The sequence below is a fragment of the Snodgrassella sp. ESL0253 genome, assembly GCF_013344965.1.
In the GTDB taxonomy this organism is placed as follows: Bacteria; Pseudomonadota; Gammaproteobacteria; order Burkholderiales; family Neisseriaceae; genus Snodgrassella; species Snodgrassella alvi_B.
The window spans coordinates 134,516-148,018 of record NZ_JAAEDQ010000003.1 but is presented as its reverse complement, the minus strand read 5'-3'; the positions used below and the strand labels follow the sequence as shown (position 1 = coordinate 148,018).

Genomic DNA, 13,503 nt, shown 5'->3' with positions numbered 1-13,503 from the left:
AATGCTTTTAACCCAGAATTAAGCTATGATATAAATCAGAAAAACAGCAATTCAGAGATTTCCATATCCAAAACAGCGTATAAATACACAGACCAAGTAAAAATCATGATTACCCTAGCTGAATACCAGCAGCAAACTGCTGCCGGCTATACCCATATCCCCTTAGTACAAGAAGTACTGGCAGACATGGACACGCCCTTATCGCTTTACCTGAAACTGGCGAATAAACCATTCAGCTACCTGCTTGAGTCTGTAGTCAACGGTGAGCGTTTTGGACGATACTCCTTTATTGGCCTACCCTGTGATACCTATTTAAAAATATCTGGTAAAACCACTGAGGTTTATCAGCACGCGCAGCTGGTTGAAAAACATCAGGGCAATCCGCTAGCATTTATTAACGCATTTCAGGCCAGATACAAAACCCCGGATATCCCAGACTTACCCCGGTTTACCGGTGGACTGGTTGGCTATTTCGGTTATGAAACCATCTATCATTTTGAGCAGATTGCTCACCGCCTGAAACAGGCAGACAAACCTAATCCCATCGGCGTGCCAGATATCTTTCTGCTGCTTTCATTAGAATTGGCTGTGGTCGATAATCTGTCTGGAAAAATCTATCTGATTGTTTATGCCGATACCAGTAAAAAAGACGGTTATCAGCAGGCACGCGCACGGCTGGATGAATTGCGTACAGCCCTGCGCCAGAGCGTACAACTGCCGCTGTCACTTGGCAGCAAACAAACTGAGCCCATTGCTGAAACCGGCGAAGAGCAGTACAAAGACTATGTTAGACGAGTACGTGAATACATCCTTAATGGCGACTGCATGCAAGTTGTACCCAGCCAGCGCCTGAGCATGCCATTTCATGATAATCCACTCAGCCTGTACCGCGCTTTGCGCACCCTGAATCCATCTCCTTATTTATTCTATTATCACTTCGATGATTTTCATGTTGTCGGTTCCTCTCCAGAAATTCTAGTGCGGCGTGAACAAAACAGCGTAACCGTGCGTCCGATAGCCGGAACCCGACCACGTGGCCAGACACCTGAGCAAGATCAGGCATTGGCACAAGAACTGATTAACGACCCCAAAGAAGTGGCCGAGCACGTAATGCTAATCGATCTCGGCCGTAATGATGTCGGGCGTGTGAGCAAAATAGGGCAGGTAAAAGTAACCGATAAAATGATTATCGAACGCTATTCCCACGTAATGCATCTGGTGTCCAATGTAGAAGGTGAATTACAGGATGGCATGTCTAATCTGGACGTACTGGCAGCCACCTTTCCGGCAGGTACGCTTTCAGGTGCCCCAAAAGTACGGGCTTTAGAAATTATCGAGGAGCTCGAACCAAACAAGCGTGGCCTCTATGGCGGAGCCGTAGGCTACCTAAGTTTTTCCGGTGATATGGATTTATGTATTGCCATTCGTACCGGTGTTATCCGAAATAACACCCTATATGTACAAAGTGGTGGTGGGATCGTGTTTGATTCTGATGAAGAGCTGGAGTGGCAGGAAACCCAGAATAAAGCCAGAGCCGTTATCAGAGCAGCACATATGGTGCAACAAGGTCTGGATAAATAATATATATAAATTTTTATAGGCTCTGCTGTATGCCGGATTTTGTGTATGTAATTTATCTGGCCAATATTGCAGTGGATGACCGTTATCAGCTTTCAGCGGCAGGGTATTGATAAACAGTTGATTAGGATAATTCAGAAATATACTGATTCTGATCCCAAAATAATATTAATAGCAGCACCGTGGACGGTGAATGGTTATGCCCATATTGGTTTTGCTGCTCATCCATCAGCTTGAGCTTTAAATAAGCCGCTGTGACAGGAAGTATTTGCGATTTTTTATTTTTGATATTTGGTTGTATATTTGTGACGGCTGATTATCTGGTGTTTATTTGTTATCGGCTTTGGTGCAACTGGTTAGGTTGTCGTGGCGAGATGACAGGTATGAACTGGCTAAATCGGCACAGCAGCCGCAACAGGTGGCTACGCCAAGCTGCGCCTGCAGGTCGGTGAGGCTGGAAGCGCCGGCGGCCACGGTTTCTTTTATCTGGCGATCGGTGATGGCATTGCACAGACAAACGTACATGATTTTTCCTTTGTGGATGTGGTTTGTTTTTGCGAATGAAGATGATAATGGATTTCATTATTGTTATCAAGTGGTGTATGGCTAAAGATGTATTTGCTTGGATAAGAATAAAGCCGACTGGCAAAGTCGGCTTTATTTATTTCGCTGCTGGATTTAATCTTCCGGGGTATCCAGTACATCTACTTCGGTGTTGCTGTTTTCTTCTGGTTCGGCAATTCGTTCCAGACTAACCAGTTTTTCGCCTTCATCTAGATTGATGAGTTTTACGCCGGCAGCGGCGCGGCCGGTGGCGCGTATTTGGTCGACTTTGGTGCGAATCAGTACGCCACCGCTGGTAATCAGCATAAGGTCGTCACTGTCGGCCACGAGGGTGGCAGCCACGAGGTCGCCATTGCGTTCACCGGTATCGATGGCGATAACGCCCTGAGTACCACGGCCGGAACGGCGGTAGTCGTCAACGACGGTGCGTTTGCCAAAGCCGTTGGCGGTGGCGGTAAGCACCAGTTTGTTGCCGTCTTCTTCGGTATCGTATGCCAGCAGGCTGATGACCTGATTGTTTTCAGCCAGTTTCATGCCGCGTACGCCACGGGCGCTGCGTCCCATTGCACGGACGTTGTCTTCGCTGAAGCGTACGGCTTTACCGCCATTGGAAAACAGCATGATGTCGTGTTTGCCGGCAGTTTTTACGGCGCCAATCAGGTGGTCGCCTTCGTCCAGTCCGAGGGCGATGATGCCGGCAGTACGTGGGCGGGAGAAGTCGATCAGGGAGGTTTTTTTGACGATGCCCTGTTCGGTACACATGAAGACGTATTCGTTTTCGCTGAATTCGCGTACTGGCAGGATGGTGTTGATTTTTTCACCATCTTCGAGCTGAATCAGGTTGTTAACCGGCCGGCCACGGCTGTTGCGGCCACCTTCGGGCAGCTTGTAGACTTTTATCCAGTGACATTTGCCCAAGCTGGTGAAGCACAGCAGGTAGTCGTGGGTGTTGGCGATAAACAGGGTTTCGATGAAGTCTTCGTCTTTGGTGGCGGTGGCCTGTTTGCCACGGCCGCCACGCCGTTGTGCCTGATAGTCGTCTACCTGCTGGGTTTTGATGTAGCCGCCATGCGTGAGGGTAACAACCATGTCGCGCTGCGGGATCAGGTCTTCGTCGGCAATATCGCCACCGAAGGCATTAATTTCGCTGCGGCGTTCGTCACCAAACTGTTGCTGAATGGCAGTCAGTTCGTCATGGATAATCTGGTTGATGCGCACTGGATTGGCCAGAATGTCGAGCAGGTCGAGAATGATATCGAGGACGCTTTTGTATTCATCAACGATTTTATCCTGTTCCAAACCGGTAAGGCGTTGCAGACGCATGTCGAGGATGGCCTGTGCCTGTGCGTCGGAAAGGAAATAGTCGTTGCCAAGCAGCCCGGTATTTTCGGGTAAATCCTGTGGCTTAACCAGTTGGGCGTCGATGTCGCTGCGGGCAAGCATCTGGGCAACCAGACCTGAGCGCCACGGACGTGAGGTTAAGGCGGCTTTGGCTTCTGGCGGTGTTGCGGAAGCTTTAATGAGGGTGATGATTTCGTCAAGGTTGGACAGGGCTACGGCCAAACCTTCAAGTACGTGGCCACGTTCGCGTGCTTTGCGCAGGGCAAACATGGTGCGCCGAGTAACGACTTCGCGGCGATGACGTAAAAATTCATTCAGTATCTGTTTCAGGTTGAGCAGGCGCGGCTGGCCGTCTACCAGTGCCACCATGTTGATACCGAAGCTGTCTTGCAGCTGCGTTAGTTTATAGAGCTGGTTGAGTACAACTTCAGCATTTTCGTTGCGTTTGAGTTCGATAACTACACGCATGCCGGATTTGTCTGATTCGTCGCGCAGGTCGGAAATACCTTCGATAACTTTGCTGTGTACGAGCTCACCAATTTTTTCGACCAGTCTGGCTTTGTTTACCTGATACGGGATTTCATCAATGATGATGGCCTCGCGATCGTCGTGTTTGCCGATTGGTTCGATGTGGGTTTTGCCACGCATGACGACGCGGCCGCGGCCGGTGCGGTAGCCTTCGCGCACGCCGGAGAGGCCATAAATGATGCCGCCGGTAGGAAAATCCGGTGCCGGAATCAGGTCGATAAGTTCGTCAATGCTGAGATTTTCGTCGGCCAGCAGGGCTTTGGCGCCGCCAAGCACTTCGTTGATGTTGTGCGGCGGTATATTGGTAGCCATGCCGACGGCGATACCGGAAGAGCCGTTAACCAGCAGTGCCGGAATCCGTGTGGGCAGTACAGCTGGTTCGCTTTCGTTGCCGTCGTAGTTGGGAATGAAGTCGACGGTTTCCTGATCGATATCGGCCAGTAATTCGTGCGCAATTTTTGCCATGCGGATTTCGGTGTAACGCATGGCTGCGGCGCTGTCGCCGTCAACGGAACCAAAATTACCCTGTCCGTCTACCAGCATGTAGCGCATGGAGAAATCCTGTGCCATACGTACGATGGTGTCGTAAACGGCGGTGTCGCCGTGCGGGTGGTATTTACCGATAACATCGCCGACAATACGTGCTGATTTTTTGTAGGCACGATTCCAGTCGTTGTTCAGCTCGTGCATGGCGTACAGTACACGGCGATGAACTGGTTTCAGGCCATCACGCACATCGGGAAGGGCGCGTCCTACGATAACGCTCATGGCGTAATCGAGGTAGGAGCGGCGCATTTCTTCTTCAAGAGATACTGTTATGGTTTCTTTGGCAAAAAGTGCATCAGACATAATGGCTTTACTACTTTGGAGAGCATTGTTTATTTTACCATAGCAGTCATTGGTTTCTGATTATTTTTCATTGTGAGGACGATTTGGTGTAAAAAACCTTGTTGTTAAAGGGGTTAAAGATATGCCCACAATATTTGTGGATAAATCTGTGGAAAATGAAAGTTGTGCTTGGATAATTGCCTGAAAATCAAGCTTTGTATGTGCTTGCCTAAAAAATAAGCCTGAAAATTAAATCTTTTAAAAACATATATTTAAAAATATATAAGACTGGAGTAACTCTGTTTCATCTTTTTACACGCTTTGGTGCTGTAAATTTAATTCATGTGGATAAAATCATTCTGTCAAGTCTGTTTTGCTCTTGACAGAATGACGGGTAGTGGTGGTGATGGGTTAAGTTATGCTGCTGGTAAGGAAATTTTTATGCATTCTCTGAATCTGCCTGTGTGTGCATCGCCGGATGGTCTGGCCACTGAGGCATGGGTATTTGTGCGGGTCATTGATAATTTTGGTGATGTGGGAGTGGGCTGGCGCTTAAGCTGCCTGCTGGCAGATTATTTGTGCTTGCGGGTACGCTTGTGGATTGATGATGTGGACGCACTGGACAGGCTGGTACCGGAACGTGCCGGCTATCAGGCGCAGATTATGGTGGAAGTGTGGCAGGATGAGGCTGTGGTGCAACGGCAACTGGCTGATGCTGCCGATCCGGTGCTGGTGATTGAGACATTTGGCTGTGATTTGCCGCCAGCGGTGCTGGCACGCATGACTGAATGCCGGCCATTATGGCTGAACTGGGAATATCTGACGGCAGAAGACTGGGCGGTGGATTTACATGCTATGCCATCGTTGCAGGCCAATGGGCTGGAAAAGTATTTTTGGTTTATGGGTATTGATGCGGCCAGTGGTGGCTTGTTGCGTGAAGCTGATTATGTGGCTGAGCGGGCTGAATTCTTGCAACAGCCGTTGCTACAGCAGGCATTCAGGCAGCAGTATGGTTTGCCGTTGCAGCATAGCGGCCAGTTGTGGCTGGTGTTTGCCTATGCTTCGGTATGCTGGCCGCAATGGATGGCAATGTGGCAGCAGGCAGATACGCCGATAACGCTGTGGCTGGCCGGGGGGCAGGTGATAGACAGTTTGCGCGCTCAACAGGTAATCCCCCCAGATGCTCTGCAACAGGACGGCGATGTCTGGGTAGTGGGTAAGCTGACGCTGGTGCGCATTCCGTTTGTGCCGCAGGCGGCCTTTGACCGCTTGCTGTGGCTGGCTGATGCGGCGATTGTGCGCGGTGAGGACAGTTTTGTGCGTGCCTTATGGGCTGGGTTGCCGTTTTTCTGGCATATTTACCGGCAGGATGATGATGCTCATCTGCACAAGCTGCATGCATTCTGGAACAAGGCTACGGCAGGTTGGCCAGCAGGATTGCGGGCGGCTTTTATGGTGTTGTCGGATGATTTGAATGGGGCAGGCAGTCTGGACGGGTTAAGGCGTGTAGCGGCGTGGCAGGATTTGTGTGCGGACTGGCAAAATTGGGTAAAAGCGGCCGCAGCGTGGTCTGAAATGCTGCATGCGCAGGATGGTGCGCTGGAAAAACTAGCCAGATTCTGCCATCTTCCGCTAAAATAATGTACTTATCTATTTGCTGAACATTTTTGGAAGTTAGATTAAAGATGAAAACCGCACAAGAATTGCGCCCGGGTAATGTGTTTATGGTGGGCAATGATCCAATGGTGGTGCAGAAGTCCGAATACAATAAATCCGGTCGTAATGCTGCCGTGGTGAAAATGAAACTGAAAAATCTGCTGACTGGTGCTGCTACGGAAACGGTATATAAAGCCGATGAGAAGTTTGATGTGGTAGTACTTGATCGCAAACAGTGTACTTACAGCTATTTTGCTGACCCGATGTATGTTTTCATGGATGATGAATTCAATCAGTATGAAGTGGAAGCTGAAAACATTGGTGATGCCATCAAGTTTATTGTGGATGGCATGGAAGAAAAATGTGAAGTGACTTTCTATGATGGTCGCGCTATTTCTGTGGAATTGCCTACCATTATCGTTCGTGAAGTGGAATACACTGAGCCGGCGGTAAAAGGTGATACCTCTGGTAAAGTGATGAAGAATGCCCGTCTGGTAGGTGGTGCCGAGATTCAGGTGGCTGCTTATGTTGAAAATGGCGATAAGGTGGAAATTGATTCACGTACTTTTGAGTTCCGCAAACGCGCTTAACTGATTTTCTTGCTGACAGGCTGTCTGAAGAATTTCAGGCAGCCTGTTTTGTTGTGATTTACGCGGCATCACGCTGCCTGATGTTTATGACGGCTTGCCGTCTTTTATTGTTTGTATTGTTTAAGTTTGTAGGTGAAACATGTTGTTTGAATTGAATCAGCATGGCCGCGGTGAGCTGCTGGCTGAATGCCGCAGGTTATTGCGGCTGGCGTTGCCGATTCTTGTCGCACAGGCAGCGCAGGTGGGTGTAGGTGTGGTGGATACGGTGATGGCCGGTCATGCCAGTGCCAATGATCTGGCCGGGGTGGCTTTGGGGTCGAATGTATTTATTACTCTGTATATTACTTTTCTGGGGGTGATGACGGCGTTGCAGCCGATACTGGCGCAGTTGTATGGCGCCGGAAAAACCACGGAAATTGGTGAGCAGGGGCGGCAGGGGCTGTGGTTCGGGCTGTTTCTGGGGGTGCTGGGTATGCTGCTGTTGTGGGCGCTGATTGCGCCGATGCAGCGCTGGCTGAATATGGGCACGTATGTAAATGGTGTGTTTGGCCAGTTTGTGTTCTTTATTGCGCTGGGTATGCCGGCAGCGATGATTCATCGGGCTTTTTATGCCTTTGCTTCGTCTTTAAACCGCCCGAAACCGATTATGGTGGTGAGCCTGATTGCGCTGTTGCTGAATATTCCGCTGAATTATGTTTTTGTTTATGGCAAGTATGGTATGCCGGAGCTGGGCGGGGCGGGCTGTGGTCTGGCTTCGGCTATCTGTTTCTGGTTTAATGCGATTGTGTTGGGTATCTATGTGGTGCGCCAACGCTTTTTTGCACCGTTTGCGCTGTTTGCGCGCTTTGACTGGCCACACTGGCGTTTGCAGGGTTCTCTGTTGCGGCTGGGTATTCCGATTGGGATGTCGTTTTTCCTTGAAGTGAGCCTGTTTACCTTTATTAGCCTACTGATTGCGCGCTTTGGGGTAACTCAGGTAGCTGCGCAACAGGTGGTAATCAGTATTACTTCTCTGATTTATATGTTGCCGCAAAGTGTGGGTATTGCGCTGGCGGTATGTGTCGGGCAGGCTGTAGGTGCGCGTAAATGGCAGCGTGCACGCTTTGTTTCGGGTGTGGGGCTGAGCATGGGGCTTTTGGGTGCCTGTTTCACCGGGGTGATGCTGTTGTTGTTCCGGCATTTCTGGGTGGGTCTGTATACTGCTGATCAGGAAGTGATTCTGCTGGGTGGAACGCTGCTGATTTTTGCGGCGGTTTTCCAGCTATCGGATGCCACACAAACGATTGCTTCGTATGCTTTGCGTGGCTACAAGCTGACCAAGATTCCGATGGTGATTCACGCATTCAGTTTCTGGGGGCTGGGACTGGGCTTTGGCTGTTTATTTGGTTTGTATTTTGGTATGGCGCTGTATGGTTTCTGGCTGGCGCTGGTACTGGCATTAACGGGTGCGGCTGTGGCGCTGGTGTGGTATCTGCACCGGCAAAGTGAAAAAATTGCGCTGGCGCATGCGGAAAGAGAATCATGATTGATGTGGTTGAACATGCAGATTTACAGCCATTAAATACTTTTGCTCTGCCGGTGCGCGCACGCTGGCTGGTAACGCTGGATGATAGTGCTCAGTTGCCGGACATTATGGCGTTGCCACAATTTCACCGGCAAAGTGTGCTGTGGCTGGGCGGCGGGAGTAATATCCTGTTTTGTGAGGATTATCCGGCGCTGGTGGTACGCATGGCCAATCGTGGTATCCGGCTGGTGGCGGATGATGGTGAGCGGGTGGTAGTGGAAGCTGCTGCGGGTGAAAACTGGCACGAATTTGTGCAGTATACGCTGGCACAGGGCTGGTGCGGGCTGGAAAATCTCAGCCTGATTCCCGGTACGGTGGGAGCTGCACCAGTACAGAATATTGGTGCTTATGGCGTTGAAGTACGATCCTGTATTGAGGCGGTGCAGTGTTTTGACCTTGAAGCGCAGCAACTGCGCTGGCTAAGCTGCGCTGAGTGCTGTTTTGCTTATCGTGACAGTATTTTCAAACACGGTGAACAGGGACGTTATGTGATTGTGGCGGTGCGGTTTGCTCTGTCGCGCAGTTTTACGCCGCAGTTGCATTATGGTGATCTGGCGCAGGTGGTGGCAGAACTGGCTCAGGGACAGACGCTAACGGCCACTATGGTAGCACAGGCAGTATGCCGTATCCGTCAGCAGAAGCTGCCTGATCCGCGTGTGCTGGGCAGTGCCGGCAGTTTCTTTAAAAATCCTGTTGTGCCGGCTGCGCTGGCGACCACACTGTTAAGCCAGTATCCCGCTTTACCGCATTATCCGCAGCCTGACGGACAGGTGAAGCTGGCTGCTGGCTGGCTGATTGACCAGTGTGGTCTGAAGGGGTATCAGCTTGGCGGTGCTGCGGTGCATGAGCGGCAGGCGCTGGTGCTCGTGAATAAAAATCAGGCCAGTGCCGCTGATGTGGTTGCGCTGGCTCAATATGTTCAGGAATGTGTGGCACAGCGTTTTCAGGTGCACCTGGAGCCGGAACCGGTGTGGCTGCCACGAGCACTGCCGCTGGTGGCCAGTTGATGTATGGCAAGTTGCTGAAAATGTTATCTGTATGATTTGCGCGGTAAGACACTGCATAATCTGAAAGAAATTAATATGGTGAAAGAATCACGCCCCAATACTTATAATCGTATTATTGATGCCAGTCTGAAGTTGTTTAATGAAGAGGGTGAGCGTAATACCAGTACCAATCATATTGCTTCTTATCTGGGTATCAGTCCGGGCAATCTGTATTATCACTTTCGTAATAAAGATGAAATTATTATGCAGTTGTTCAAGCGCTACAGTGAGGAACTGTTGTGCTATCTGCAACAGGCCAAAATGCCACAGGACACGGATGCCATCAAGAATTATATGTTTGGTGTCTACGATGTGATGTGGAAATACCGTTTTCTGTTTAGTGATTTAAATGCGATGTTATCGCGCAGTGCCGAGCTGCTGGGTGAACACAATAATTTCACGCGGATACAGGTGTCGCCATTGCTGCAAAAGCTGTTGCAGCAGTTGACTGATATCGGGTTTATTCAGACAGATGAAATTGCTCGCAAGGAGTTGGCGGTTAATATCTGGCTGATTACCAAATACTGGTGTGACTATGATAATGCTCTGTATGAACGCAAGCTGACTGAAGCCTCGAAATTTCGCGGTACATACCAGACGCTCACGTTGTTGCGCCCCTATGTTGCTCCTGCTTTTCGTGAAGAATTTAATCGTATGATGGCTGATTTACGTAATCAGGTGTGAAGGTTAAAGCCAGTTTTATTCAGGCTGAATGGGATTGGTTTTAGTTGTTTAATTCGGGATTTTTATATCAGGGTGCAATCTGTCTGACCAGTTAGCTTTTGCCTGTCTATTCGGTCAATACGCGCTGATAACTTTTCGATTCAGCGTTTCTCTTACTGTGGTTTTATCAGTAAAATGAAATACTTGCTTTCAGCAAGGTCTATATGCTGGGTACGAATGATTTCGCTATCCGGCCAGTTCTGTTGAAAATCATATTCCGCTGCCAAAGTTTCCTGTCAGATCAGGCAGGAATGAGGCGGCTGGCTCCCATTTTGATACTTTCAAAGCGGCAGGCAGCCAGTTGCTGCTGTACACAGGCTGCGGCCAGCAGTTGTGGTGGCTCATCCAGTGGTTCATCGGCCAGCTCAAAAGCGCCCCAGTGGATACCAACGGCCTGACGACATTGCAATATTTTAAAAATAGTTACTGCCTGTTGTGGGTCGATGTGCTGATTGTGCATAAACCAGCGCGGCGCATAGGCACCTATCTGGATGGCAGCCATATCTATGGGGGCAAAATGTTCAGCTATCTGCCGGAACATTATTTCGCTGAAACCAGTGTCACCACTGAAATAAGTACTGCTGCCCTGAGGCATTTGCATTATCCAGCCACACCACAGGCTACGGTTGCGATCGAAGATGCCGCGCTGGCTCCAGTGATGTGCCGGTACGGCATGGAACTGAATATCTTTAATGCTTACTTGCTCCCACCAGTCCAGTTCAATTACGTTGTTAACGCCCAGTTTTTGCAATGTGTTTTTCAGGCCTAGCGGCACAACGGCTGTAATGGCCGGAAAACGGGCAGCCAACTGGCGGATACTGTCTTTGTCCAGATGGTCGTAATGGTTGTGTGATAAGACAATAACATCAATGGGTGGAAGCTGGGCAATGCTGGCTGCCGGCTGGGTGCGGCGTTTCGGGCCGGCAAATGTCACTGGAGATACCCGCTGGGAGAATACTGGGTCGGTGATAATCGTGCATTGCTGCAAACGCAGTAGCAATGTGGCATGACTAATCCACCACAGGCGGTTGCCGCTGAGGGTAAAGTCTGGTGTCTGATGCCAGTGGTGAGCGAAGCACTCATAGCCCTGTTGCGGTGGTTTGGGCAGGTGTTGAACACGCCTTTCCCAGCTCCAGCGCCAGACTTCAAGTTGTTTGATGACCGTGGGTTCCAGATTGCGGAAGCCATAGGGTGTATGGTGGGTTTTCGCCGGATTGTAATATGGATTTTTTGTTTTAAATAGCATTATCTGTTGTCTTTAACTGATACAGCTATGGATGCGATGGATTGTTATCGCAGGCTGTGGATTGTTGAGGAGGTCTTCAGCCTGTTTGCTACACTGATGTCTGTATTTTAGCTTAATTTCATCTCACTAGAATGCGTACAGGGCTTTTGCTGTTCAGTAGCGGAGATTCTGGTGTCGGGATTTTGGCCGCATCAGATGACTTGTTCCTGTGTTAGGATAGGGAAATTATATCGGTGCAAAATGAAGTGAGGCTAATAGCTGTATTGATTGTCGGTTTTTTTAGTCAATGTTAATATGCAGTTTATTCTTTGCCAGATGCCTGTTTTTATAGCTGAGGGGATATATAAATGAGGAAACTTTTACTGGTATTTTTATGTTTGTTTTTGGCAAGTTGTGTGTTGCCGGTTAAGCCGGAAGACAAGTTTAAAACCGGCGATTATATCGGCGGCGTGAAAATTCTGGCCACCAATTTCAATGCGAAAAGCCAGAAGCTGAAACAGCAGAATAAACCCTGGAAAGACAAGGATATTCTGTATTTGCAGGCTACAGTCGGCAGCCTGACCCAGATGGCACAGAAAAATATTCAGCAGGCTGCGGCGGTGGATTATGATACACGGATTAAGAACTATCAGTTGTTGCTGGCGCTGAAAACTGAGCTGGAAGAAAAAAGCTACAGTGCTTTTATTGAGCAATATTTAGGCCTGTATACGGTGGACGGGCTGAAGGAATCTCTGGCAATACAGTTTTATCAGCAGGCCAGTGCCATTGTGGCGACTAATAGTAGTGACTATCTGCGCAAGGCCAAGCTATATCGTCAGGGCTATGAATATTTTAATTATAAAGATATCTATAAGCGCGCTGAGGATAATCAGAAGCTGTATTATAAAACTGCTGCACAGGAATTTTATGCTGAGGCGCAGGCAGATGTGAGAGAGCGTAATTATAAGCAGGCAGCAGTAAATTTCCGTAAGGCGCATGATGTTTATCTGCCTTTAGGTAATTATAAGGATAGTGCTAAGCTAGCTGATATCTATGAAAAAAAATGGCGCACTATTGAGGCAGAAAACCAGTATCAGCGGGCACAGGCTATTGTGCGCAAGGCAAAACATTTGAGTGAATACCGTGAGGCAGCCAGTTTGTTCAGTGCGGCCAGTGAGGTATACAGTCCTTATGGTAATTCATATAAAAATGCGACTAAACTGGCTGATGTTTATGCACGTAAGGGACAGGTACAGATATTTGTCCGCGGCAATAGCTATCTGGCTGACCAAATTCGCTCTGCGCTGCAAAAGAATTATGTGAGTTTTGTAAACAGTGCCAGCGCGGCTAATCTGGTGATTGATGTGAGTATGACTCGTGGCCATTTTCAGCAGTATAAAGAGAATATTGAAACCAGTGACAAGCATGAAAATCTGCGGGTGGGTACGAAACAGGTGGCTGATGACAATGGTAATATGATTGATCAGGCCGTTTATGAGGATTTTTATTTCAAACAATATAGTGTGAAGACGGTTAATGAGGCGGTGATGGAGGCTGAAGTGCATTCCAGCGGGCTATATAACTTAAACCGCCACTACAGTGCAAAAAGTTCCTCATCGCAGACTTATTATTGGTTTGACGGCCATGTGCCCAGAAAGTATACGGCTTTTACTGAAGGTAAACTGCTTGGCCGCGAAGAGCAGTTTGATCAGGCGCGTGACAATCTGTGGTCTCAAATGCGGGGCGATTTTTATGAGATGAGCAGAGCGCTGGCCAATCTGTAGCACTGGGATAACGGCCACCTTTAAATTGCCGGATGTTTGCCCACACAGCTTAGCAGATGATGGTGTGTATTGAGGT

10 protein-coding genes are annotated in these 13,503 nt (G+C 49.0%); 7 read left to right on the top strand and 3 right to left on the bottom strand.

The window, feature by feature from the left end; translation table 11 throughout:
• Positions 1-105: 105 nt before the first annotated feature.
• Positions 106-1,581, top strand: coding sequence for an anthranilate synthase component I (gene trpE, locus GYX26_RS03775; protein WP_174828174.1), 1,476 nt, complete (start codon positions 106-108; stop codon positions 1,579-1,581).
• Between the two features lie 324 nt (positions 1,582-1,905).
• Here the strand turns inward: trpE and GYX26_RS03770 are convergent, their stop codons facing one another.
• Together GYX26_RS03770 and gyrA are read right to left on the bottom strand one after the other, a co-directional pair.
• Positions 1,906-2,103 (bottom strand): (2Fe-2S)-binding protein, encoded by a 198-nt coding sequence (locus GYX26_RS03770; protein ID WP_100090395.1) that lies wholly within the window; start codon positions 2,101-2,103, stop codon positions 1,906-1,908.
• A 153-nt stretch (positions 2,104-2,256) separates the two neighbouring features.
• Positions 2,257-4,860 (bottom strand): DNA gyrase subunit A, encoded by a 2,604-nt coding sequence (gene gyrA, locus GYX26_RS03765; RefSeq protein ID WP_174828172.1) that lies wholly within the window; start codon positions 4,858-4,860, stop codon positions 2,257-2,259.
• 420 nt (positions 4,861-5,280) lie between these two features.
• Here gyrA and earP point away from each other — a divergent pair, with 420 nt between their 5' ends.
• The 5 genes from earP to GYX26_RS03740 all read left to right on the top strand — a co-directional run bounded on the left by earP (position 5,281) and on the right by GYX26_RS03740 (position 10,379).
• Positions 5,281-6,480, top strand: a complete 1,200-nt coding sequence (gene earP, locus GYX26_RS03760; protein ID WP_174828170.1) for an elongation factor P maturation arginine rhamnosyltransferase EarP — start codon at positions 5,281-5,283, stop codon at positions 6,478-6,480.
• 44 nt (positions 6,481-6,524) lie between these two features.
• Positions 6,525-7,085: an elongation factor P gene (gene efp / locus GYX26_RS03755; protein ID WP_100090392.1), complete on the top strand. Its 561-nt coding sequence runs from the start codon at positions 6,525-6,527 to the stop codon at positions 7,083-7,085.
• Positions 7,086-7,224: 139 nt separating this feature from the next.
• Complete coding sequence (locus tag GYX26_RS03750) at positions 7,225-8,610, top strand: MATE family efflux transporter (protein ID WP_100114006.1); 1,386 nt, start codon at positions 7,225-7,227, stop codon at positions 8,608-8,610.
• Complete coding sequence (gene murB, locus GYX26_RS03745; RefSeq protein ID WP_174828169.1) at positions 8,607-9,656, top strand: UDP-N-acetylmuramate dehydrogenase; 1,050 nt, start codon at positions 8,607-8,609, stop codon at positions 9,654-9,656. The genes GYX26_RS03750 and murB overlap by 4 nt, the downstream gene beginning before the upstream one ends.
• Positions 9,657-9,725: 69 nt before the next feature.
• Positions 9,726-10,379 (top strand): TetR/AcrR family transcriptional regulator, encoded by a 654-nt coding sequence (locus GYX26_RS03740; protein WP_174828257.1) that lies wholly within the window; start codon positions 9,726-9,728, stop codon positions 10,377-10,379.
• Positions 10,380-10,659: 280 nt separating this feature from the next.
• On the opposite strand, the gene GYX26_RS03735 is transcribed toward GYX26_RS03740, so the two are convergent.
• A complete protein-coding gene (locus tag GYX26_RS03735; RefSeq protein WP_174828168.1) occupies positions 10,660-11,664 on the bottom strand; it encodes an MBL fold metallo-hydrolase in 1,005 nt (334 codons plus the stop codon).
• 395 nt (positions 11,665-12,059) lie between these two features.
• Here GYX26_RS03735 and GYX26_RS03730 point away from each other — a divergent pair, with 395 nt between their 5' ends.
• A complete protein-coding gene (locus GYX26_RS03730) occupies positions 12,060-13,427 on the top strand; it encodes a hypothetical protein (protein WP_174828167.1) in 1,368 nt (455 codons plus the stop codon).
• Positions 13,428-13,503: the final 76 nt, after the last annotated feature.